The sequence below is a fragment of the Clostridium cavendishii DSM 21758 genome, assembly GCF_900141845.1.
GTDB classification, from domain to species: Bacteria; Bacillota; Clostridia; order Clostridiales; family Clostridiaceae; genus Clostridium_AG; species Clostridium_AG cavendishii.
In genome coordinates, this window is sequence record NZ_FQZB01000003.1 from 371,473 (window position 1) to 396,798 (window position 25,326).

General features: G+C 28.9%; 22 protein-coding genes and 1 riboswitch. Of the genes, 3 read left to right on the forward strand and 19 right to left on the reverse strand.

Features of this window, described 5'->3' with window-relative positions; genetic code table 11:
- Nucleotides 1–9: 9 nt before the first annotated feature.
- The 7 genes from BUB01_RS01720 to BUB01_RS01750 form a co-directional block, all read right to left on the reverse strand.
- Nucleotides 10–417: an RDD family protein gene (locus BUB01_RS01720; protein WP_072984654.1), complete on the reverse strand. Its 408-nt coding sequence runs from the start codon at nt 415–417 to the stop codon at nt 10–12.
- Nucleotides 418–588: 171 nt separating this feature from the next.
- On the reverse strand, nt 589–1,035 hold the full coding sequence (locus BUB01_RS01725; protein ID WP_072984656.1) for a DUF3284 domain-containing protein: 447 nt from the start codon (nt 1,033–1,035) through the stop codon (nt 589–591).
- A gap of 205 nt (nt 1,036–1,240) precedes the next feature.
- Nucleotides 1,241–2,371, reverse strand: coding sequence for a VanZ family protein (locus BUB01_RS01730; RefSeq protein ID WP_072984658.1), 1,131 nt, complete (start codon nt 2,369–2,371; stop codon nt 1,241–1,243).
- Between the two features lie 323 nt (nt 2,372–2,694).
- Nucleotides 2,695–3,504, reverse strand: a complete 810-nt coding sequence (locus BUB01_RS01735; RefSeq protein ID WP_072984660.1) for a MetQ/NlpA family ABC transporter substrate-binding protein — start codon at nt 3,502–3,504, stop codon at nt 2,695–2,697.
- A 27-nt stretch (nt 3,505–3,531) separates the two neighbouring features.
- Nucleotides 3,532–4,170: a methionine ABC transporter permease gene (locus tag BUB01_RS01740; protein ID WP_072984662.1), complete on the reverse strand. Its 639-nt coding sequence runs from the start codon at nt 4,168–4,170 to the stop codon at nt 3,532–3,534.
- Nucleotide 4,171: 1 nt separating this feature from the next.
- Nucleotides 4,172–5,182, reverse strand: coding sequence for a methionine ABC transporter ATP-binding protein (locus BUB01_RS01745; RefSeq protein ID WP_072984664.1), 1,011 nt, complete (start codon nt 5,180–5,182; stop codon nt 4,172–4,174).
- A gap of 117 nt (nt 5,183–5,299) precedes the next feature.
- Nucleotides 5,300–5,415, reverse strand: a riboswitch (SAM riboswitch).
- A 162-nt stretch (nt 5,416–5,577) separates the two neighbouring features.
- Complete coding sequence (locus tag BUB01_RS01750) at nt 5,578–5,820, reverse strand: hypothetical protein (RefSeq protein WP_072984666.1); 243 nt, start codon at nt 5,818–5,820, stop codon at nt 5,578–5,580.
- 269 nt (nt 5,821–6,089) lie between these two features.
- On the opposite strand from BUB01_RS01750, the gene BUB01_RS01755 reads away from it, so the two are divergent.
- On the forward strand, nt 6,090–8,408 hold the full coding sequence (locus BUB01_RS01755) for a family 65 glycosyl hydrolase domain-containing protein (RefSeq protein ID WP_072984668.1): 2,319 nt from the start codon (nt 6,090–6,092) through the stop codon (nt 8,406–8,408).
- Nucleotides 8,409–8,692: 284 nt separating this feature from the next.
- A complete protein-coding gene (glgP, locus tag BUB01_RS01760) occupies nt 8,693–10,348 on the forward strand; it encodes an alpha-glucan family phosphorylase (RefSeq protein WP_072984670.1) in 1,656 nt (551 codons plus the stop codon).
- 166 nt (nt 10,349–10,514) lie between these two features.
- On the opposite strand, the gene BUB01_RS01765 is transcribed toward glgP, so the two are convergent.
- From BUB01_RS01765 to BUB01_RS01785, 5 genes are all read right to left on the reverse strand, one after another.
- Nucleotides 10,515–11,519 carry a LacI family DNA-binding transcriptional regulator gene (locus BUB01_RS01765; protein ID WP_072984672.1) on the reverse strand — a complete coding sequence of 335 codons (1,005 nt, stop codon included), beginning with the start codon at nt 11,517–11,519 and terminating at the stop codon, nt 10,515–10,517.
- Between the two features lie 211 nt (nt 11,520–11,730).
- Nucleotides 11,731–12,588, reverse strand: a complete 858-nt coding sequence (locus tag BUB01_RS01770) for a carbohydrate ABC transporter permease (RefSeq protein WP_072984674.1) — start codon at nt 12,586–12,588, stop codon at nt 11,731–11,733.
- The gene (locus BUB01_RS01775) at nt 12,588–13,451 is read right to left on the reverse strand and encodes a carbohydrate ABC transporter permease (protein WP_072984676.1); all 864 of its coding nucleotides are present in this window, start codon (nt 13,449–13,451) and stop codon (nt 12,588–12,590) included. The genes BUB01_RS01770 and BUB01_RS01775 overlap by 1 nt, the downstream gene beginning before the upstream one ends.
- A 79-nt stretch (nt 13,452–13,530) precedes the next feature.
- Nucleotides 13,531–14,835 carry an ABC transporter substrate-binding protein gene (locus BUB01_RS01780; RefSeq protein WP_072984678.1) on the reverse strand — a complete coding sequence of 435 codons (1,305 nt, stop codon included), beginning with the start codon at nt 14,833–14,835 and terminating at the stop codon, nt 13,531–13,533.
- A 206-nt stretch (nt 14,836–15,041) separates the two neighbouring features.
- The gene (locus BUB01_RS01785) at nt 15,042–15,710 is read right to left on the reverse strand and encodes a ComEA family DNA-binding protein (protein WP_084108163.1); all 669 of its coding nucleotides are present in this window, start codon (nt 15,708–15,710) and stop codon (nt 15,042–15,044) included.
- 129 nt (nt 15,711–15,839) lie between these two features.
- Between BUB01_RS01785 and BUB01_RS01790 the strand changes: the two genes are divergently transcribed.
- A complete protein-coding gene (locus tag BUB01_RS01790) occupies nt 15,840–17,108 on the forward strand; it encodes a D-alanyl-D-alanine carboxypeptidase family protein (protein WP_072984682.1) in 1,269 nt (422 codons plus the stop codon).
- An 89-nt stretch (nt 17,109–17,197) separates the two neighbouring features.
- Here the strand turns inward: BUB01_RS01790 and BUB01_RS01795 are convergent, their stop codons facing one another.
- The 7 genes from BUB01_RS01795 to obgE form a co-directional block, all read right to left on the reverse strand.
- The gene (locus BUB01_RS01795) at nt 17,198–19,540 is read right to left on the reverse strand and encodes a M4 family metallopeptidase (protein ID WP_072984683.1); all 2,343 of its coding nucleotides are present in this window, start codon (nt 19,538–19,540) and stop codon (nt 17,198–17,200) included.
- 351 nt (nt 19,541–19,891) lie between these two features.
- The gene (locus BUB01_RS01800) at nt 19,892–20,794 is read right to left on the reverse strand and encodes an RluA family pseudouridine synthase (protein ID WP_072984685.1); all 903 of its coding nucleotides are present in this window, start codon (nt 20,792–20,794) and stop codon (nt 19,892–19,894) included.
- Between the two features lie 6 nt (nt 20,795–20,800).
- Nucleotides 20,801–22,048, reverse strand: a complete 1,248-nt coding sequence (locus BUB01_RS01805; protein ID WP_072984687.1) for an LCP family protein — start codon at nt 22,046–22,048, stop codon at nt 20,801–20,803.
- 20 nt (nt 22,049–22,068) lie between these two features.
- Nucleotides 22,069–22,647, reverse strand: coding sequence for a bis(5'-nucleosyl)-tetraphosphatase (symmetrical) YqeK (gene yqeK / locus BUB01_RS01810; protein WP_072984689.1), 579 nt, complete (start codon nt 22,645–22,647; stop codon nt 22,069–22,071).
- A 16-nt stretch (nt 22,648–22,663) separates the two neighbouring features.
- Nucleotides 22,664–23,266: a nicotinate-nucleotide adenylyltransferase gene (gene nadD / locus BUB01_RS01815; RefSeq protein WP_072984691.1), complete on the reverse strand. Its 603-nt coding sequence runs from the start codon at nt 23,264–23,266 to the stop codon at nt 22,664–22,666.
- Between the two features lie 4 nt (nt 23,267–23,270).
- On the reverse strand, nt 23,271–23,570 hold the full coding sequence (yhbY, locus tag BUB01_RS01820; RefSeq protein WP_072984692.1) for a ribosome assembly RNA-binding protein YhbY: 300 nt from the start codon (nt 23,568–23,570) through the stop codon (nt 23,271–23,273).
- Between the two features lie 92 nt (nt 23,571–23,662).
- A complete protein-coding gene (gene obgE / locus BUB01_RS01825; protein WP_072984694.1) occupies nt 23,663–24,955 on the reverse strand; it encodes a GTPase ObgE in 1,293 nt (430 codons plus the stop codon).
- Nucleotides 24,956–25,326 lie beyond the last annotated feature (371 nt).

Below are 25,326 nucleotides of genomic sequence, written 5' to 3' on the forward strand. Positions count from 1 at the left end.
CCTCTACATTTATAATTTTAGAAGTTTTCTTCCTAAAGTAGCTTTTACTTTTGTTGACTCCATTATTGGTGAGTATATCACATTTACTATGACAAAGATAATGAAAAATACTGGTTGTCTTTGTGCTACCTCATAGCCAAATATTTTAAGTATTGCATTAAATACGAATAAAAGCGCAACTGATAATCCTATAGCTATTGTTTGATCTATAATAGAAGCTATTAGTCTTAATAATATACCTTTTTTCTCTGTACTTATTTTAACCTCTTCCTTAACTTCTTCTTTAGTTTCTTTTTTAACTTCTTCTTGATTGTTTAATAACTCTTTTATTTCTTCTTGATGAATTTCTTGGTTAATATTTTCACCATTTTCTCCTATAGCTTCAGTAGTTTCTAAATCTTTTTTATTTTCGTCCATATTGCCCTCCTCGGCTATTGCCTCTTTTTAGTTTTTAATTTTTATTATAATTAATTTCTAATACATTACATTACATTATTCTAATATACTATATTTATTATATAGTGTAAACCAATGTATCCGTTGATATCTAATTGTTAATAAAATATTTCAATTTAATAACATATTTTATTATTTCTTCACATTTCCATATGATCTTTCTAATTGACTGTTCATACCTTTAATAAATATATCAAATCTCTTTTTAGCCTTTCTTCTTACAAATAAAATTGCTAAAAGATTATTTATTAATCCAAATATTCCTTTAGTATCATCACTTTCTATAAGCTTCAGTTTTGTTTTATCCTCATCTACTTTTTCTAATTCATATCTTGATATAAAACTTACCCCTCTTTTATAACTAGTTATTTCATAAACCTTATTTTTTTCATAGGCAGTAATCTCTATTTGCATATGTTCTTTCTTTCCAGAATAAGCTCCTACTTGTCTACCTATATTGGTACCTACTGCCGTTTCTTCTTTGAACTTTTTGAAATCCCTTTTAGCAGTTTTATAAAATAATTTAAATACTTTCTCTACATTATAATTTACCACAGCTTCATTTTTATAAGTTGCCATAATTAACCCCTCCTATGAATTATTTACCATATCAATCTTTATTATACTTTTTTACTATACTTTAGACAATAGAGCTTAAATATAACTAAAAAACATCCTAAGTTTTCCTTAAGACGTTTTTACTTAAAACATTTTTATTAAATACTAAAAATAAATATATAGGTTATCTTAATATTATTTATAATAAATTTATTATACTTCCTTGCTATAAACTTACTACATTCTTTATTCTGCTTATTTTTTCATGAATAAATAATTTTTCTTTGCCTAATGTAACTGAAACAAAATATATTGTTAGGCCTATAATATATACAATACCTATTAAATCTAAAATAAAATCAATATTTATATAACCATAAGAATAGGCTAATTCTGATATTAAATCAATTCCACCTTTAATTCCATATACAAGCATATATAAGATAAAATATCTTATTATTAACATTTTTTTAGTTAATATATTATCTTCTCTTTTTAACTTTATTTTAACAAACCTTTTTCCTATTGTACTACCATCTTTTTTCTTTGAAATCATTACAAAATATATATACCAAAAAATAATAGTGATAAAAGTATTTGCTATATTAATCTTAATACCGCTAAATTTAGACCTTAGTAATATAGAAGGTATTATAATCATAAGTTCTATTATAAAACTATCTATAAAAAATGCTATTACTCTCCTAATTACTGATACTGTAGCTATTTCTGCGTTAAACTTCTTATCTATATCTTCTGAATGCGGTAATTTCCTTGTAATATTTTGAGCTATAAAATATCCTAAAATTCCTCCTGCTGTATTTAAAATCAAATCATCTACATCAAATACTCTATATGGAGCATTATAATATCCATATAATGCTGTTATTTGAGTTACTTCAAAAAATAATGAAGTAAAAAATACTATTATTGTTGTTTGCTTAAAATTTCTTTTAAAATGATATCTTAGATAAACTCCTAAAGGCATTAATAAAAAAAAGTTGAATAATGCTTGATAAAAAGCTCTTTCTTTTAGCATCCTTAAATATGTTTTAGGATTATCAAAGTTTACTTTTGTTTCTCTTGCAATATCTGAAATAAAGTTAAATGGCTTAAATTGAGTATATTGAGTTCCTGGTCTCTGCATACTTAATACGTCCCTTGTCTTTGGAAGTGGCAATATTATCAAAAAATATGCACACATTAGAAATAAAATAAACGAATATATAATAAACGCCCTAAATTTATTAAAGTATCCATATCTTCTATATTGATATATTAGAAAAGGTAATGAAATTAAAAATGCAACTATAGGAAATGTATATATAGCCATTTTTATAGGATATAAATAATTCATCTTATTTCCCCCTTGTAACCTCTATTCTTTAGTTTCTAATTCGAAATAATTTGTTTATATTGTAACTTTATCTTTAGCATTTTTTTTTAAATTAGTCAAAATAAATTCTTCTATTGTAAAAGCTACTAAAGCTTAATAAACACAATAAAATCTATATTTTTTAATCTATAACTGTAGATTATTTTTCATACAAAAAGACATCTTAAGATATAAATTATACTTAAAATGTCTTTAAATAACTTATTAATTAATATTTATATATTATTTATTAACTATCAATGTCTACTTTGAATAATTAATACATTATCAATATTAATTTCTCATTAAAATGCTGGTACTATACTTCCATTATATTTATCTTCTATAAATTTTTTAACTTCTGGTGAAGTCAATGCCTTTGTAAGAGCTTTTATTTTCTCTGAATTTTCAGTGCCTTTTCTAACTGCTAAAATATTTGCATATGGTGAATCCTTTGATTCTATAAGCAATGCATCTTTAGTAGGATTTAAATTACCTTGAAGTGCAAAGTTTGTATTTATTACAGAACCATCAACATCATCTAGTGATAAAGTTAATTGTGGTGCCTCTAACTCCTTAATCTTAATATGTTTTGGATTTTCTGTAATATCTGCTGCTGTTACTAGCTCTCCATCTTTGACTTTCAATATTCCATTCTTTTCAAGCAATTTTAATGCTCTTGCTCCATTAGTTGGATCATTCGGAATTGATATAGTTGCCCCATCCTTTAATTCTTTAATATCCTTTATTTTCTTTGAATAGAACCCCATTGGTTCTATATGAATCTTAGCAGTATAAGTTAAATCTAACTTCTTTTCTTCATTTGACTTATTTAAATATGGTATATGCTGAAAAAAGTTAGCATCTAATTCTTTATCATTTAACGCTGTATTTGGTTGAACGAAATCTGAAAACTCTACTATTTCTACTTTATAACCGTCTTTTTCTAAAAGTGGTTTAGCTACATCTACAATTTCCTTGTGTGGAACTGGTGAAACACCTATTTTAATATTTTTGTCTTCTTTATTTGCATCTTCCTTTTTTGCTCCACATCCAAATAGGCTTAGAGCCACAACTCCCACTAATATAACTGATAATATTCTTGTCTTTTTCATATATATTGCCCCCTTAAAATTTATTTTTTATTTTGATAATTTTTTATATATTAAATCTCCTAGCCCTTGTAAGAATTGAACTAAAATTATTAATACTATTACTGTATAAAATAATATGTCTTTTTTATTTCTCAAATATCCATATTTTATAGCTGCATCACCAAGACCACCTGCACCTATAGCTCCTGCCATAGCTGAATATCCTACTATACTTATTATTGTTAATGTTATTCCTGACATTATAGCTGGCATGGCTTCTTTTAACATTACTTTAAATATTATTTGTGAATTACTTGCTCCAAAAGATTTAGCAGCCTCTATAACTCCCTTGTCCACTTCCCTCAAAGCACCTTCTATAACCCTTGTTACAAAAGGTGCTGAACCTATTGTTAATGGTATTATTGCTGCCGGTGTTCCTATTGATGTTCCTACTATAATCTTTGTTAATGGCATTATTAATACCATAAGTATTATAAATGGAAAACTTCTTAAGGTATTTACAACAAAATCTAATACACTATATATCAATTTGTTTGGCTTTAACCCATCTTTTGCTGTAAGTATAAGTACTACTGCTGGTATAAATCCTATTATTACAGCAAATATAGTTGAAAGGGAAATCATTATAGCTGTCTCTTTTAATGCTCTTATAAGTATTTCATTCATTTTATAACACCTCCCATAATACTTCTTTTTCTTTTAAGTATTTAAAAACTTTGTTTTTATCTTTTTCTTCTATATTTATTACTAAACTTCCTAAAACATCTTCTTTAAACTTTTCAAGCTTTCCCCATACTATAGAGAAGTCTATATTAAGCTCTCTTGCCATTTTTGTTATTAATGAATTTTCACTTAAATCACTTGGGAAGAATATTCGAATATTTACCCCAACTTCAGGTAATGTTTCCTCATCATCTTCTCCTAAAAATTTCTTTAGGGATAGACCAGGATTTAAAAATAACTCTTGAGCTTTTCCTTTGGTCTTTATTTCTCCACCTTCAATTAAGACTATATTTTCACATATTTGTTTTATAACTTCCATCTGATGAGTCACTACTACTATAGTTATCCCCAATTCTTTATTTATTTTTTCTAAAAGTGCTAATATATCATTAGTTGTTTTAGGATCTAATGCTGACGTTGCCTCATCACATAAAAGTATTTTTGGCTCTAATGCTAATGCCCTCGCTATTGCTACCCTCTGCTTTTGACCTCCACTTAAATTACTTGGTTTCATATCCTTTTTATCTTCTAACCCAACTAACTTTAATAAGTTTTCTACTCTTTCAGCTATAGCCTCTTTTGAAGTTAATTCTATTTCACCATCCTCTGAATATACCTTTTCTTTTTTCCCATACCCCCAAACTTCTAAGGGAAGCGATATATTTTCAGCTACTGTCTTTCTTTGTAGTAGATTAAAGCTTTGAAATATCATACCTAAATCTTTTCTAAACTCTCTAAGTTCTTTACCTCTTAAACCTTTAACCTCTTTTCCCATTACCTTCACGCTACCTTTTTCATAACCTTCAAGTCCATTTATACACCTTAAAAGTGTAGATTTACCTGCTCCACTATGCCCTATAATACCGTAAATTTGTCCTTGTTCTATATTTATTGAAACATCTTTTAGTACTTCTACTTTATTAAAACTCTTATAAACATTTCTAATTTCAATCACTTTAAGCTCCCCCTTAATCTAAGTCTAATTTGTAATAAAACTATAATAAAAGTCTCATTTTAAAAATAAAAGCACCAGAGAATAAATCTCTGGTGCTGAAATATGCACTGATCTATTCTCTTATCTGTCAGCTAATATAGCTGCAGGATTTGGCACCATTGTATATGTTAAATGGAACACATACCGGTTGCCGGGTTTCATAGGGCCAGTCCCTCCACCACTCTTGATAAGAATGTTTCGTTTTATTAAGTTTTGTCTTGTATCAACTATAATACCTACAGAAAAAAAAATCAACCCTTTTTTTATATTTTATAAATTTAATTTGATATAGTATTATTTTTTTAATAATCTAAAAAGAAAACTTTTTCATTTTTGTTTTTTTATTAAATTATCATTTAAAGAATTTTTCTTAACTTTTCAAAATTATATTCTTTTAATACTTTTTCGTAACTTTCTGTCCTTATAACTAAAGTTACCTTTTCTTTGCATATTCTTGATATTCTACCTTTAAGCTTTGTCCCCATAACATTAACTGGTGAATGTTTTTTTAACGGTTTTACAACTTCTGAATTACAATAAGTACATTTTTCTTCATTTTCAATTATTCTCATACATTCAGTGCAATAGTATAAATTCATGTTAAAAACTCCTTTCAAACTGCAAGTTTATCCCCTCAATTATATTTATTTTATTTTTTTAATTTTATGACTATTACTTAGCTTTAACCTTTTTATTTTGTGGTTTTTACAAATATTATTTATTTTTTTGTTCCTTTATCTGAATTTTAAATTTATCATTGATTATCCATACAAAAAATGGTACATTATAATTGTAAACATTAACAATGTTGCTATTTTTTTGACAAATCATGCAATCGATTGCATATTATAGGAGGTATTAGTATATAATGAAGAACTATGTTGAATTCAATGAGTGGAATATAATCGAAAATGGCTTTCATCTTGGGAAAAATAAAATTTATGAAAGCTTTATGAGTTTAGGTAATGGATATATGGGAATGAGGGGAAATTTTGAAGAAGATTTCTCTGGAGATACGCTCCTAGGAACTTATGTAGCTGGAGTTTACTACCCTGACAAAACTAGAGTTGGTTGGTGGAAAAACGGTTACCCTGAATACTTTGCTAAAGTTTTAAATGCCATAAACTTTAGAGGTATCAAAATTTCAATAGATGGTGAAATCTTAGATCTTGCTAAAGCTAAAAAAGTTAAAGACTTTAAAAGAATTCTAAATATGAAAGATGGCTATCTTGAAAGAAATTTTATAATCGTTTCAAAAAATGATCATGAAACAAAAGTTTCAGTTAAAAGATTTCTAAGCATAGATACTAAAGAAATTGGTGCTATTTCATATTCTATTACTCCATTAAACTATGATGGTAAAATAGAATTCACACCTTATTTAGATGGTAATGTAACAAATGAGGATTCAAACTATGATGAAATCTTCTGGGACAAAGTTTCTGAAAAAGTCGCTCCTCTCTATGGTGAGGTCACTATGGTAACAAAAAAAACTGCTTATACAGTCACATGCGCTATGACCTATAGTACTTTAATTGATGGTGAAGAAATCAATGTAGTACCAGAAACTGTGATTAAAGATAAATATGTAGCTAATACTTTTAATGTTTCAATTAAGCAAAACTCTACTGTAACATTAAATAAATATATTGCATTAACAAATAACAGATATCTTGAACTTTCAGAATTAAGCTCTAAAGCAAATAAATTAGTTTTAAATGCTAAAAATATAGGTTTTGAAAAATTATTAAAAACTAATAGCGATAAATGGCATAAGCAATGGGAAGAAAGTGATATAGTTATTGAAGGTGATATTTCAGCTCAGCAAGCCATAAGATTTAACATCTTCCATCTATACCAAACATATACTGGAGAAGATTCTCGTTTAAATATAGGACCTAAAGGCTTTACTGGAGAAAAATATGGTGGTTCTACTTACTGGGATACAGAAGCCTATTGTGTACCATTTTACTTAAGTACAGCACCAGAAGAAATATCTAAACAATTGCTGATTTACAGGTATAATCAGCTTGATAAAGCCAAAGAAAACTCAGCCAAGCTAGGTACTAAAGGTGCTCTTTACCCTATGGTTACTATGACTGGTGAAGAATGTCATAATGAATGGGAAATAACCTTTGAAGAGCTTCATAGAAACAGTGCAATAGCTTATGCAATTTTTAACTATGTTAGATATACAGGTGATGAAAAACACCTTATAAGTTACGGTTTTCCTGTCTTAACAGAAATTAGTAGATTTTGGGCAAGCAGGGTTAACTACAATACCTTTAAAGATAAATATATGATTTTAGGTGTTACAGGACCAAACGAATATGAAAATAATGTTAATAACAACTGGCATACAAATAGAATGGCAAGCTGGACCCTAGAATATACTTTAGAGGTAAATAAACTTTTAGGAGAAAAATATCCTACTGAATATGCCGAATTAGTTAGTAGCTTAGGATTAAAAGAAGAAGAGCTTTCTAAATGGCAAGATATTATAACAAAAATGTACTACCCTCGCATAGAAGAATTAGACATTTTTGCTCAACAAGATGGCTATATGGACAAAGAGCAAATTCTAGTTAGCGAACTAAACACTAGCAATCTTCCTCTTAATCAAAAATGGTCATGGGATAGAATACTTCGTTCGGGATTTATAAAACAAGCCGATACGCTCCAAGGAATTTTCTTCTTAAGTCACTTATATGATAAAGAATTTAAGAAAAAACACTTTGACTTCTATGAACCAAGAACTGTTCACGAATCTTCATTATCACCTTGTGTTCACTGCATATTAGCTTCTGAAATAGGTTATGAAACTAAAGCTTATGAAATGTATCTAAGAACTGCGAGACTTGACCTTGATAATTATAATAACGATTCAGACGATGGTCTTCATATAACTTCTATGGCAGGTACCTGGATGTCTGTGGTTTATGGTTTTGGTGGACTTAAAGTTATGGATAATATGATTGAATTCAATCCTTTTATTCCAAAATCCTGGAATAAGTATGCTTTCAAAACTTTATATAGAGGGCATTTGTTAAACATTACAGTTTCTAAAGAAAATGTTTCTATAGAGCTTCAAGCTGGAGATAATCTTACACTTTCAGTATATGGTACACAATATACTGTTAAGCAATCTAAGCCTTTAACTTTAGCTACTAAAAAAGCTACTGTTTAGGATACACCATCCCCTTAAGTTACCAATGATTTTTTCATTGGTAGCTTGAGTCTTGGATACCAACAAATGGTATCATGGGATTAATTTTCTGGTTCCGCCTTATGGCCCCAATTTACTAAAAATTAATCCAATGCTCTCATAAACTATATACAATTTTAATAAGCTCAATTCTAGAATAATAAAACTAATAGATATTATATATACAAGTAACTTAAATAAATTATTAAAGTTATTTGTAAATCTTAAATTTATAACTTAAAAAATATTATATGAGAGGTGTAAATATGGATAAGAATAATTTACCTAATGTTGCTTATTTTTGTATGGAGTATGCTTTAGACAGCGCAATTAAAACTTATGCTGGTGGCCTTGGAATATTAGCCGGAGACTATATGAAAGGAGCCGGAGATAACAACTATCCTATGGTTGGATTAGGTATCAAATGGAAACAAGGCTATACTGATCAATATATAAATGAAAAAGGTAAAGCTTATGATTCTTATGTAAATACTGATTATGAAGATTGTCTAGAAGATACAGGTGTTACTGTTAATGTTACTATAAGAGAAAGAAAAGTTTACTGTAAAGTTTGGAAAGTAAATAAATTCGGAGTTTGTCCTCTATATCTTTTAGATACTGACATTCCTGAAAATGAAGATACTTGGATCTGTGGTCAACTTTATGGTTGGTTTGGTGAAGAAAGAATAGCTCAAGAAATGGTTCTTGGTATTGGTGGTGTTAGAGCTTTAAGAGTTTTAGGCTATCCTGCTGAAGTATATCACTTTAATGAAGGTCATGCTGTGTTTGCTGGTTTTGAATTATTAAGAGAAAAAATAGAAAAAGGTTTTAGCTTCAAGGAAGCTTACGAAGCTACTAGAAAAGAAGTGGTATTCACTACCCATACTCCTATTATCCAGGGAAACGAATCTCACCCTATTGATAGACTAATGTATATGGGAGCAAATAATGGCTTAACTATAGAACAATTAGTTGAAATTGGTGGAGCTCCATTTAATATGACAGTGGCAGCCTTAAGACTTTCTAAGATAACTAATGGTGTTGCTCAGCTTCATAAAGAAACTTCAAATAAAATGTGGGCACATATAGAAGATGCTTCTAAAATAATAGGTATAACAAATGCTATTCACCTTCCAACTTGGGTGGGTGAGGAAATGCTTAAGCTTGGAAAAGAGCTTGCTCAAGGTTATACAACTTCTGATATAAATAATAGACTATGGAATGCTCATATAAAAAATAAAGAAGCTCTTATAGACTTTGTTTATGAAAGAAATGGCGTTAAGCTTGATAAGGATAAATTATTAATAGGTTTCTCAAGAAGAGCTGCTCCTTATAAGAGAAGCAACTTAATCTTCTCTGATAAAAAAGTTATAGAACCACTTTTAAAATCCGGTAAGATTCAAATAGTATTTTCAGGTAAAGCTCATCCACTTGATGATACAGGAAAAGAAATAGTTCAAACAATAGTAAGATTCTCAAAAGAATATCCAAATTCAGTAGTTTTCCTTCAAAACTATGATATGGCAATTGGTAGAATGTTAACTAACGGTTCTGACGTTTGGCTTAATAACCCAAGAAGACCTTTAGAAGCTTCTGGAACCTCTGGTATGAAAGCTGCTATAAACGGTGTACTAAATCTTTCTATACTAGATGGATGGTGGCCTGAAGCTTGCAGAGAAGAAATAAACGGATGGAGCTTCGGTGATGGAAAAGGTGTGGATGATTTTACAACCTTAGACGAATTAGATAATCATGATTTAAAGAGTCTATATGATGTTTTACTAAATAAGGTTATCCCTACTTACTATGATTATAGAGATAAATGGATTGAAATGATGAAGTCTTCTATAGTTGACTGTAGAGAATTTTTTGCAATAGAAAGAATGCTTAGAGAATACTATGAGTTAATGTATATGGTTTAATCACTATAAGACAGTATAAGTTTACTAAAACTATTGTTTTACTTCTTCAAATCACCAGAAATTAATAGACTTTTCACACAAACTCTAAAAAGATTTCAAATCTAATTATTTTCATTAAACAGATTATTATAAAAATAAAATGAACTCCAAAATTCTGGAGTTCATTTTATCTTATAGAATCTCTTCTTACAAGGTTAGTTTCTATAATATAATTCGTTTCATCATTATGTTTATTCTCCAAATTGTCAATAAGAATTTTAGCCGCATAATACCCTAGTTTTTTTGCATTTATATCAACTGATGATAACGATGGTATTTGATACTCAGCAAGAGGTGTATTATTAAAGCCTAGTATGTCTATATGTTCCTTAATATTATTATTTTTTATAGATTTATTTGCACCAAATGCTAATAAATCATCTGTTGTTACTATAGCATCTGGAATTTTATATTTTAAGATTTTATTACAAGCAATTGCTCCTTCTTCCTCATTAAAATCATTCATCTGCATAACTAACTTTTTATCATAAACTATATTATGTTTTTTAAGTGCATTCTTATAGCCAAGTAGTCTGTCTATTGACACATTAAGTTCTTTACCTGCTCCAATAAAAGCAATACTTTTATTACCTTTAACTATTAAATCTTCTACCACGCCTTCCATTGCCTTCACATTATCATTATCAACCCAAAGAATATCTTCTTGTTCATCAGGTCTCCCTATAACTACAAATTTAAAATCTTCACTTTTTAAATATTTTATACATTTATCATTTGTCCGTGATGTAAGTAATATAATTCCATCTACTTGCTTTGAATTTATATATCTAATAATAAAATTAAGCTCTTCATCTTCATCTTTACTAAAAGCATACATAATAGAGTACCCTCTTTTTTGAGCATAAACACTTATACCTGTCATTACTTGTATAAAAAAAGGATTTTTAAATAGATTATCTTCCCCTGTTGGAAGTATTAGCCCTAAAGTTCTAGTTGTATTGTTCACTAAACTTCTTGCTATAACATTCGGATGATAATTTAATTTTTCTACTACTTCCATTACCCTAATTTTTGTTGCTTCACTTATTCTTGGATTTCCTGCTAACACCCTTGAAACAGTTGAAGGAGCCACATTAGCCTCCCTTGCTACATCTTTTATTGTAACACTCATTACTACACTCCCCTATTTTTCCATGTATTTTATTATCATTATAACATTAAACCTTAATATAACAATATGTCAATAAAAAGCTACACATAAATTCCCTTCACTCTGCCTTACATAATTGAACTTTTTTATTTTTTTGCATTTACCGTTATATTATCTCTTATAATCTAAATAATTAAAAGGTGCCACTACGGACACCTTTTAATTCCTATTACTATTTTATACTACCAGCTGTTATAGATTTTATTATATGCTTTTGAGCTATGAAATAAAATATTATTACTGGTATTATAGTAAGCATTAAGCCTGCTAATGCTAAATTCCATTGTTTTGTATATTCTCCAAAAAAGAAGAATGTTTTAAGAGGTATAGTTTGTGTACCTGGTTTATTTATAACTAAAGATGGTAATAAAAAGTCATTCCAAATCCAAACTACATTTAAAATTGCAACTGTTATTGTAGTCGGTTTAAGTAGTGGAAATATTATATGAAAGAATGTTTGAAACTTATTACATCCATCTATCATAGCTGCTTCATCAAGTTCTTTAGGTATACTTTTTACAAAGCCATGATATAAAAATATTGAAAGCGACGCTCCAAATCCTACATACATGAATATTATACCACCCATATTAAGCAAATGTAATTGTCCCATAATTCTAACTAGAGGTAACATAACTGCTTGGAATGGTACAAGCATTGAAGCTATAAATAAGAAAAATATTATATTACTAACTTTTGATCTAGTCCTTTCAAGCATCCACGCTGCCATTGAACCAAATATTATTATAAGCGTTATACTAATTACAGTGATAAATAATGAATTACCTACTGTTTTAAAGAAGTCTAGCCTTGTAAAAGCTTCTTTATAATTATCAAAGGTAAATACACTTGGTATTGATAATGTACTTGCAAATAATTCTTTCTTGCTTTTAAAAGAATTTATAAATATTATATAAAACGGTGATAAAAATAAAACTCCTAACACCAACCCTATTATAGTGTATATTACAGTGCTTATTTTTATATTTAAAGGTTTTTTACTATTTGAAGCTACCTTACTATTTTTCATTATGCTTCCACCTCACCCTTCTTGGAGAAATAAACTTGAGTTAATGTTATTATCCCAACTATTAAAAATAGTATAAAGGCCTTAGCTTGGGCAACCCCCATCTGATTGAATTTAAAAGCTGAATTATAAATATTCATAGCCATCATTTGAGTTGCATTGGCAGGACCTCCACCTGTTAGTGAAAGATTCTGATCATAAAGTTTAAAAGAATTTGATAATGTTAAGAATATACTTATAGTAATTGCTGGTCTGACTAAAGGCAATACTATATGTCTCATTCTTTCAAAAGGTTTAGCTCCATCTATTTTAGATGCTTCTATTAAATCCTGAGGTATATTTTGTATAGCAGCTATATATATAACCATTAAATAACCAGCCATTTGCCAGCTCATAAGTATTACAAGTCCTATAAATCCTGTTGTACCATCTGAAAGCCATCCAAGCAACCAAGATTGTCCCATCGCATTACCAATACCTGCAAAAACTTCTTTAAATATAAATTGCCATATAAATCCAAGTATAAGTCCTCCTATAAGGTTTGGCATAAAAAATACTGTTCTTAAAAAATTACTCATTTTCATCTCTCTAGTAACTAACATAGCAAGACCAAATCCTAATGCATTTAAAACTATAACAGAAACAACTGTGAACTTTACTGTAAATAAAAATGATTTCATAAAACTTTCATCTTTAAATGCTTTTATATAATTATCAAAACCTATTAAATTTACATTACTTTTAATTCCATTCCAATCTGTAAAAGAATAATATATACCAAAAATAAGTGGAACTAATACTACTAATGAAAATGCAATTAATACTGGACCTACAAATAACCAAAATGAGATATTATTCTTTTTCATAAACATTTCCCCTCTTTTTAATATTCTTATTATTAAGGTTGCTTAAAACAAAGTTTCAAGCAACCCTTATTTATTAGTACTACTTTCTAGCTTCTTGCCATGTCTTTTTAGCGTCTTGTACTAATGCATCCCAAGTCATATCTCCAGCTATATATTTTTGAATATCTACTCCTAGCTTGTCCATTCCCCAACCAGTTGGATAACCCATAAATACCCATGGCATAGTTTTTCCTTCTTTAGCATATCTTAAAACCTCTTTAGCAAGTGGATCTGCTGGTTGTAAATTTTCTGAATCATAACCTTTAAATGCTGGTATGAATTTAAAGTCTTTTATAATCATTTCTTTACCTTTATCTGAAGTATATAACCAATTTAAGAATTTCTTAGCTTCTTTTTTAGTGTCATCATCTTTTTTAGAATTAATAGCCCAATACATTGGAACCCCAACTGGAATAGCGCCTTCTTTTACTTTATCAAGCGGCATTGGTAATATACCTACATTTTGTGATAAAGTTTTGTCTACTCCATCTATAGAACCAAAAGCCCAGTTTCCTTGTTGTATCATAGCAACTTTACCTAATGCTAAATTCTTTTCTACTTGTGTTGCATAATCTACACTGTTTATTGATTTGTTTGTATTATCAGGTTTAAATGCATATTTAATTTGTAAATCTAATAATTTTTTAAGCTCTGCATTATATTTGAAATCTATGTTCTTTGCTTCGAAAGCTTTAACTACATTTTCAAATTCATTAGCAAATGCTACATTTGATAAGTGAAGTCCTGTAACCCAATTCTCTTTTCCTGGCAATGCAAAAACTGCATCTAATTTTAATTCAGCTTTTTTAGAATTTAAGGTATCACTTGCTTTTTCTAAATCAGCATAAGTCTTTATTGTATTTGGATCTATTCCCGCTTTCTTAAATATTTCTTTATTATATACTAGACCATAACCTTCTTGATTAAATGGCATACCGTATAGTTTTCCATCTTTTTTTACTGCCTCTAATGTTCCATCAAAAGCTTGCGAAACCCAAGGTTCACCTGATAAATCTTCTAACTTTTCTTTCCAATCAATAACATCTTGTGCACCACCTATATTATAAATAGTTGGTTCTTCTCCTGACGCAAACTTAGATTTTAGAGCAGCACCGTAGTCCTCTCCTCCTCCTACGGTTTGTACATTTATTTTCACATTTGGATTTTCTTTAATATATTCTTTAGTAGCCTTCTCTAAAGCTTCCTTCGCTTCTACTTTAAATTGAAAAACATCTATTGTGACATCTTTATTTGCAGCATCTTTATTTTTGCCACAACCTACAAACATCCCCATTCCTAAACTTAATGTGCATGCTAATGCAATTATTCTTTTTACATTCCTCATTTTATTAACACCCCTCGTTTTTTTATTTATTGCTTCTGCAATCGTTTGCTCATGAATAAATTATAACAGTGCAAACGTTTCCTGTCAATAGTCTGAATTTTTATTTTTTTAAATTTTCTAATTTTTTGACTACTCATTATTCCATAATAAATTTCTTATAATATGTAAAAATGAGGTGTTCTTTTTAAGATTACAATAGCCATTATTTATTTTACATCTATTTTATCCCTAAATTTATCTATCTTTTTATCACCTAGTCCGCCTATATTTTTTAATTCCTCTATAGTTTTAAAACCTCCTTTGCTCTCTCTATATTCCACTATCTTTTCAGCAGTTACCTTGCCCACTCCTGGTAAACTGTCTAACTCCTCTATTGTTGCAGAGTTTAAGTTTATTCTTTTTTCTTGCTTATCATTATTTAATATATTATTTGAAATTTTATTATTTTGTATTTTGTTAGAATTTTGATTGTTTTTGGACACTACTACTATACATTGCTCATTCTTTAAAACGGTTGCCCTATTTATATTAGTATCATCTCCATCCTCTGTTAATCCACCAGCTACTTCTATAAGTTCCTTTACATTTGCTCCTTTTTTAAGTTTATATACATCTGGTTTTTTTACAGCACCTTTAATTTCTACTGTTATAAACTCATCTTCTGTAGTCGCTTTATCCTTTTTATTCTCTTTTCCTTCTTTTGTTTTATTATTACTATTATCTTTATTAACTTTTGAATCCACAAAAATTTCTTCCATATCTTTCTGATTTAATTTTTGAGGTCTTGTTGTATAATATCCAACAGTTAGAAATACTAAAGCTATAACTCCTATTATTATAGCTCCTATTATTTTTTCCTTATTTTTTAACTTCAAAATATGTTACCTCCTTAAATTTGTAACTATACTTTTAATTATTGCCATATTTACGACTTTTTTATAGCTTCTTAAAATTTTTTTTGTTATAATGTTTTATGTCGAAAATGATTACTTTAGGGGGATATTATGAAAAAAGTATTTAGTTTTTTTATGGTTTTTATGTTTTTATTTAACTTTAAACCTATAATTGCAAATGCCACTCAGGAAATACCAGAACTTGAATGTGAAGGTGCTGCACTTATAGATGCAACTACTGGAACTTTACTTTATGGTAAAAATGAACATAAACAATTAGCACCTGCATCTACAACAAAAATTATGACTGCACTTCTTATACTTGAAAATAAGAAATTAGATGAAAAAGTTACTATTGGTAAAAATCCTACATTTGCAGAAGGTACTAGAGTAGGACTTAAAGAGGGTGAAATATATACTATAAACGATTTATTACATGGACTTTTGTTAGAATCTGCTAATGATTGTGCTGTTGCTCTTGCAGAATCTGTATCTGGAAGCGAAAAATCTTTTGCTGAACTTATGAACAAGCGTGCGAAAGAATTAGGAGCTTTAGATACTAATTTTGTAAATGCTTCTGGACTTTATGAAGAAGGTCATGTAACTACAGCTTATGATTTATCTCTTATAATGAAAACTGTAGTAAAAAATGACACCTTCGTAAAAATATCAAGGAAACCTTTGTATCAATTTCCACCAAGCAATATTGATAACTCTATTAAATGGGTTAATAATAAAAATGAACTTATTTTAAATACTCCTCATTTTTATAAATATGCTGTTTCAGGTAAAACTGGATATACAACACTTTCAAAACATACATATACTTCTGCTGCAGAAAAAAATGGTCAACTTTTAGTTTTATCAATTTTGAGATCTGATTCTAAAAAAGATTATTTTCCTGAAGCTAAAAAATTATTTGACTATGGCTTTGATAACTTCGACTTAATAAAGCTTTATTCAAAAGGAAATGAAATAGCTTCTTGCGAGGCTGCTAAAACCAAGGTTCCTCTTATTTGCACTAAAGATATTTACTATGTTACTAAAAAGTCTGACTTTAAACCTAATGAAACATTAGAAGAAAAAATAAAGGATTTAAAGGCTTGTGTATCATTAGAACAGAAAGATTTATCAAAAGCTAGCTTTAAAAAAGGTGATAATATTCTTTCTGCAAATATTAATGTTAATAATAAGCAAATTTCTACTATTCCTCTTTCTAGTGGTGTTGATGTAACATATACTGAACCATCAAAACTTTCAACCCCACAAGGAAAACTTCTTTTAGGTTTAGGCATAGCAATGATTTCATTATCTGCTTTTGCTACCTTATATAAAATAAAAAAATTAAAAGCTAAGAAAAAATTAGAAGAAGATAAATAGTATTGAAATAATAAGCTCCAATTGTAGAATCAACCTCTCTACAATTGGAGCTTTTATTTATTTAAATTTAATCACTTGAATTTAGATTTTTATTGTTTTCCCCAAAGTGCAGGCACTATATCTGGTGTCCAATTAGGTAGTGCATTGTGAGATTGTATACAAGTATATGAATTATCTTTATAAATTACTTTATCACCTATTTTATATACACCGTTCTCCTCCCAACTACTAATTCCTAATTTTGACTTTTTCACATTAACTACAATTGTATCTGTTTTAACTGTTTTCCCATCCGAAACTTCTACTTTATAATTATATAAGCCTTCTTTTTTATTACTAAATACTTTTGTTATACTTAGTGGATTTTCTACTACACTTACTGATTTAGTTAATACAGGTCTTATAGCTGTATTTTCAAAAAGCTTTACTGTTTTAGCTGTATTATTATTAGGTAGTTTTATAGAAATCACATAATTTCCATCATTAATTGGTTTATCAACTGAAAGTTCAGCTCCTTGCAATACTGGTACTTGTGATTTAGTAACTGTTACTTTAATTTCAGACGTAACAGTTTTAGTTCCGTCACTAACTTCAGCTAAATAATTATAACTTCCAGCTTCTTTATTTGAAAATGCTTTATTAATAACTACATCATTTAATGTAACATCTATATTTTGAGATAAAATTGTAGTTACACTATTTTCTATTAATTTTACAGTTCTAGCTGTATTATCTTTAGGTATTACTAACTTCAAATTATAATTTCCTGTATTATTTGCATTGTCTACAGATATATTTGCTGCCTTTAAAGTTTGGTTTGTCCCTGGATTTGCTCCTGGATCTTTACCTATTCCAACATCATAGAACCCTTTACTAGCATACCATTTTTCATTTGCACCATATAAATCGAAGGCAGCCTTTTCAACTGCTGATCTAGCATCAGTAAAGTTTGCAGATGAGAATAGATAGCTTGTTAAAGCCCTGTAATATATACTAGCTGCTTTATTAGTTCCTATAGCTGTTGCTATATTATAAAATGCCTTATTAGGTATTCCTGAATTAGTATGAACCCCTCCAGCATCTGAAGTTGTATTTACATAACCAGACATATTATCTGGCTGCCCATATAATTTAGGATTAGATAAACTTCTAGCCACCTTTATAGGTTGACCTGGTATAGTCAAATCTTCACCCATAGTCCAAAAATCCTGAGGTTTATTTTCTATTACTACACCAAAAACATCTGAAAATGACTCATTTAAAGCTCCACTTTGATTTCTATAAGTTAGTTTAGCTGAATTTTCAGTTACTCCATGCGTAAACTCATGTGATACAACATCAAATGCCTTTGCAAAATTTCCAGCTATTTTGCCATCTCCATCTCCAAATACTAATTGATCATATCCATCAAAGTATGCATTTAAATAATCTTCATCATAGTGAACCGTTACTTTTAAAGCTCCACCTCTTCCATCAAACCCTTCTCTTCCAAAATTATTTTTAAAATATTCGTAGGATTTACCAACGTAATAATGTGCATCTACAGCCGCAGCCTCTCTGTCTGTATTAAAAGTAGTTGTATTAGATTTCACTATATCTCCAGGAACATTTATTCCATTATCAGCATCATAGGTAGTAACTTTTCCAGGCCTTGAAACATCTTCAAGATTATATCCATTTCCTATGCTGTTTATATTTAAAGTCTTTGTATCACCTCGTTGTCCAACCCCTGTACCAACAGCAGCTTCATGTGCCAAATTATCATATTTATCTATTGTCTTTCCACTCTCTCCGTCAACAAATACAATCCAATTGAATCCTTGTCCAGCTAAATTTACTTGATATACTGAATACCACTTTTTATTACTTTCATATATTACAGAATCAATTTTATTTTTAGTTACTTTGTCCTCTTTAACCTTAACTTCTTTTAGTGCATTTTTTAAAGCTACATCCTTTGATACTTTATAATTTTTAGAATACTGTGCAATTGGAAGAGATGGCTCTGTTTGTCCATTTATAGTATTTATTATACCATCTTTATTAACATGAACTATTACTTCTGAGCCATATACTGAAATGCCATCTACTTGAAATTGATATTTATAATGAGTAAAACCTAACTTATCCTTTTCTGTGTTAATTAACTTAAAAGTTCCTCCTTTTAAGTTAAATGAGTCTAAGTTTTCTTGCAAGTATTTTTGTACTGAATCATTTGAAGTTATAGCACTCTCACTCAAATTACCTGAAATGAATCTTGGAACATTTTTACTTTCGTCCCACTGAATAAATAACCCCTTATCACTTGTATAAGATTGTGCCTCAATTAAAGATTTTAAATACCCCTTTTTTTCTTGTGCATTTGCGCTAATTGGTGTAATTACGGTTGTAGCCAAAAATAATGATACCAAAAAAGCAATTTTTCTTTTCATAAATAGTCCTCCTTTTTAATTTTTAACTTATCTTGTTAAATAAGTATGTATATTACCATTTTTTAAGGTATCATAAAATCTTTAAATCTATTAACAAATCAATTAGATTACAAACTTAATCATTTTTTAATTCCTACTATTCCTATATGTTAAATACAGAATAGCATTTTTAACACATATTGTCAATACTTTTTTTATTTTTTTATATTTATAACTGAATCATTAATAAATATAAAAATTAATTTACAAATTAAAAAATTTCACCAAAAATATTTCAATAAAAAATAGTGTGGTAATGATTGTTTTTTAATCATTACCACACTTATTTTCTAGCAGAATCTCTTTATTAATTTATTTACCATTTTTAAGATTTTTTATTAATTCTTTCATATCATAAGGTAATTCAGCCCTAAGACTTAACTGCTCTTTTGTTCTAGGACTAAAGAAATCTAAACCATAAGCATGTAAGCCTTGCCTTTCTATTAATCTTGAATCATCACTTTCTCCATATAATGTATCTCCAAAAATAGGATGCCCTAAATGACTTAAATGAACCCTTATCTGATGAGTTCTACCTGTTTCTAAAAGACATTCTACTAAGTCTGCATCTTTATAACTCTCTATAACCTTATAGTGAGTTATACTTTCTTGCCCTTTACTATCCACTATCCTTTTTATAGAATCCAACTCTGGTCTGTATATAGGAGCATTTATTGTACCTTCTTTTTTCTCTAAATTTCCATGAACTAAGGCTAAATATCTTTTCTTAAAATTATCTGTTTTCATTTCATTTGATAGTGTCATATGTGCAAATTGATTTTTGCCTATTATAATAAGCCCTGAAGTATTCATATCTAATCTACTTACAAGTCTTACTATACAGTTTTGGCCAGACTCTTTAAAGTAATAAAGTATTCCATTAGCTAATGTCCCACTTTGATGACTCTTTGTAGGATGAACAACCATAAAAGGCTTTTTATTTAAAACTAATATATCTTCATCTTCATAGACTATATCTAAATCCATCTTTTCTGGTTCAAAATCCTGTGATTCATCTTTTGCTAAATCTATTACGATCTCATCATCTTCTTTTATAACAAAATTCATCTTAACAGCTATGCCATTTACTAAAATTCTTTTATCTATAGCTGCCCCCCTTATTAATCTACTTGACAAAAGAAGTTCTTCCTTCAAAAACTCTCGTATTTTTCTACCATTATATTCTTTAGTTACAGTTTTTCTTAAGTTACTCACAGCTATTTACTCCTCACCAAACTTTTTATAATCTTTTCCTAAAATTATTATAACATCATATATCTTTTCGTCAGTAGGTAATTCAACATATTTTTTAATTTTTATATTATTAGAAATTAATGCCTTATATTTTACATCTTTTATTTGTATTTCGCTTTTTGAATTCTCCAAATCTGAACTAGCTACATCTATTCTAGTATACCCATTGTTTTCTAATTGATTTTTAAGTTCTGTGGCCAATCCTTTTATTTTAGTAGAATTTATAATCTTTATACTTACACTATCCTTTGATAAATTATTAAAATTAGACACACTATCCGTAAAATCCTTTATTATTTTCTCATTTTTTGTTTTGTCAAAAACAACATAGGATATATTTCCTATATATTTAGGATACACATTAAGCGTAGTAACTTTAAAATTTTCTTTCTTTATTTTGAATATACACTTTCCATAATTTATAATTGCATCTTCATTCATATCAGTTTGTATATATTTAGGCATTATAGATAAAATCTTAATAAAGTCAGAAAAAGAGTTTTCTGCTTTTACTTTTTCTAAAAGTCTATTTATAAATTTATGTTGATTTTCTATTCTATCTAAATCACCATTATTAAAACCAGTACCATCATTATTTTGTCTCCATCTAAAAAACTCCTCTGATTTTTTCCCATCTAATTTTACTGTATCTCCCTTATAAAAACGTATATGAAGATCTTGCACGTCATCATCATATATCATATCTCTTTCTATAGGCATTTCTACTCCACCTATAGCATCTATTATTTCTCTAAAGCCCTCATAATCAACCTTAGCAACATAATGTACTTTTACAGCAAGCATATCTTCTATAGTTTTTTTTACTAAATCATCTCCTCCAAGTTCATAGGCAGAATTTATTTTTTGAGGTTTTCCACCATACTCAAACAAAGTATCTCGCGGTATTGAAACAACCTTGACTGTGTTATCAACTGTATTAACATGTGCCAACATCATAGTATCAGTTCGTTTTAAATCGCGCCTTTCTTTATCTTCTACCACCCCTATATCAAGACCTAAAAATAATACGTTTATAGAGTCTTGTCCCTTAATAACACCTAAGCTATTTTTATTACTAAATTTCCCAATATACCAATAAAAAAAAGCTCCTAAACTCAAGATTATACATAATAAGCTTATAACTATATATACTATCATCTTTCGTTTTTTGGATCTTTTTATTTTTCTCTTATTTTCTAACTTTTTAATTTCCATATAAGCCTCCACTTGAAGACTTAGACGTTCCCCTGACTTTCTAAAATTAAATAATTTCTAGCTTCTATTGTTAATGGATGTACTAATTGACCTAACTTGATAACATACATAATAGTATTATCTATGCCTTTTAAAAGCCCTGCATTTAAATCTTTAAAAGTAAGTTCTCTAAGTTCTTCTACCCCATTATAATTACGATTTGGTTCTATATAATCTGATATATAAATTATCTTGTCTAATAAAGACATATTATCTTTACCTGTAGTATGACATGCTATGGCACTTAAAATCTCACTATCTGTAACTTCCATAATATCTCTTGCTAGTATCCCTGCTACAAGACCATGCAATATTTGAGGTGAATTTTTTGTAACATCATCAAGCTCTATATTATTATTTTCTAATATTTTAACTTGCTCATCTATTTTCATGTTTTTAGCTGCATCATGTAACAGTGCTGCAATTTTTGCCTTTTCCTCTGAAGCACCATTTAATTTTGCTAAGGCTATAGCTGTTTTTACCACTCCTAAAGTATGAATATACCTAGTTTCTTTTAGATTCTCTTTTACATAATAATCCATAGCTTCATACGTCCACATAATTTTTCCTCCTTCATCACTTGTATAAATTCTCCTTACTTATAATATTTCTAACATTAATAGGCACAAAAAAATCTATACAAAGTCCAGCTCTTACCCTGTCTCTTATAAGACTAGAGCTTATTTCCATATTAAGTAAATCTAGGTATATTATATTAGTATTATACCTTTCCTCTACTTTTTCCTTCTGTGAAATTATTTCATTTTTCGAGTATCCTGGTCTCTTAAATACAACGAAATTGCAGGTTTCCATTATATTTTGCACATTTCTCCATTTATCTATATTAATAAGACAATCCGCACCTGTAATAAAATACAGTTCTGAGTCTTTATTTGTTTCTTTTAAATATCTTAAGGTTTCATATGTATAGCTTAAAGTTTCTTTTCTTATTTCATAATCGGATATAGTAAAGAAGCTATAATCACTTATAGCTTTCTCTACCATTTCATATCTTAAAATACCATCCGTTACTTCATTTCCTCTTTTGTGTGGAGGGTTACCGCCTGGCATAAATATGATTTCTTCTAAACCAAGTTTTTTATAAGCCTCATAGGCTATATACATATGACCAAAATGAATTGGATCAAAAGTTCCACCTAAAACACCTATTTTCCTCATAGAATTATTTCTTTACAGGTAACTCTATTTTTGGTTTTTTACTTGATTGTTTAAAGACAACTAATTTACTTCCTATAGCTTGAATACCCTCACACCCTACAGCTTTACATATAATATCTGAAGCCTCTCTTGTGTCTAACCCGCTATTTTCTAAAACCTTTATTTTTATAATTTCTCTTGCTTCTAACGCTTCTTCTACTTGCTTTAAGAAATTTTCTTCAATTCCATTTTTACCTATTTGAAAAATAGGATCTAATGTATTAGCAATACTTCTTAAGTAAGCTCTTTGCTTTGTTGTAATCATTAAATCACCTCATAAAATATATTATGGAAACTCCTACTCATTACATTCATAGGAGTAAGTTCGAATGACCAAATTAAAATTTGGATTCTCACTTATAATAAATATTCAAATTCAAAATCGTTAAGTCTTACGAAATCTCCATCTTGTATTCCCATTTCTCTAAGTTCATCAAATATTCCCTTATTCTTAAGAACCTTATGGAAGTATTTAAGTGAATCTGGATCATTTACATTAACAGCTGTAAGAATTCTATCTACGAAGGTTCCTTCAATTATATAAACGTTAGTACCTTCTTCTTCACCAGCTTCCACATGGATATCATATGTGAATCTTCTTTCCTCTGGTATAAATCTTTCATCTTCTGAAATTTCTAAATCAGTTACAGGAATATTTGAAAGTATTTCTGCTGCAGCCTTTATTACATCCTCTACACCTTCATAAGTAGCTGCGGACATTTTAAACACTTTATCATATCCCATTTTATTTATTTCTTTTTTGAAGTTTTCATAAACTTCCTCTTCAAATAACATATCTGCTTTATTAGCAACAACTATTTGAGGTCTATCCCAAAGCTTAACATTATACTTTTTAAGCTCTTCATTTATTTTTATGAAATCTTCTATAGCATTTCTTCCTTCAACTCCAGAAATATCTACAACATGTATAAGTACTCTAGTTCTTTCTATATGTCTTAAGAAGTCAATACCAAGACCTACTCCTTCAGCAGCTCCTTCTATTATACCTGGAATATCTGCCATAACAAATGGTTGTATTCCCGGAACTGCAACAACACCTAAATTAGGTTTAAGTGTTGTGAAGTGATAGTTTGCTATCTTTGGTCTCGCTTTTGAAACTACTGATAAAAGAGTTGATTTACCTACATTAGGGAAACCTAAAAGTCCAACATCAGCTAAAAGCTTAAGTTCAAGACTTATCCATCTTTCTTCACTTGGCATACCTGGCTCTGCAAAGTTTGGTGCCTGCCTTGTAGGTGTACAGAACTTACAATTTCCTTTTCCACCTTTTCCACCTCTACATACTACATATTCATCCTCTGGATGAGAAAGGTCAGCCATTACCTTATTAGTCTCGACATCTCTAACTATTGTTCCCATAGGTACTTTTATGTACAGAGTTTCCCCATCTTTACCATAACATTTTGAACCTGAACCATTTACGCCTTTTTCAGCAATAAATTTCTTCTTATATTTAAAATCTAATAGTGTAGTCATAGAAGGATCTACCTTTAAGACAACATCTGCTCCTCTTCCACCATCTCCACCATCTGGACCTCCTAATGGTACATACTTCTCTCTTCTAAAAGAGATAGCACCATGACCACCTTCACCAGATCTTACAAATATCTTGGCCGTATCTATAAACATGCTCATCACCTTACCTTCATGTTAATTTATTCTTTTAATTAAGAATCAAAATCTCAGATTTAATTAATTCAAATTCACTCCTACGAATGATAATAAGTAGCAGCTTTATTTAAATAATAGTCAAAATCTTAGATTTTTTTCTTCTAATTGACTCCTATTTACTGATATTAATAGGAGATTCATTTATATTATTACCCTGCTTATTTATATTTAGACTCTTAAAGGTATAAAATCATATTATAAAAAAGTGGGCTTATATAAACTTTCTTTTTATCTATATATTTTAAATTCTAAAAAATTTGTATAAGCCTACTTTAGACTTTTCTACAAAATAAACAATCGTTATCTTACTGCCTGTTAAAACAATAAAA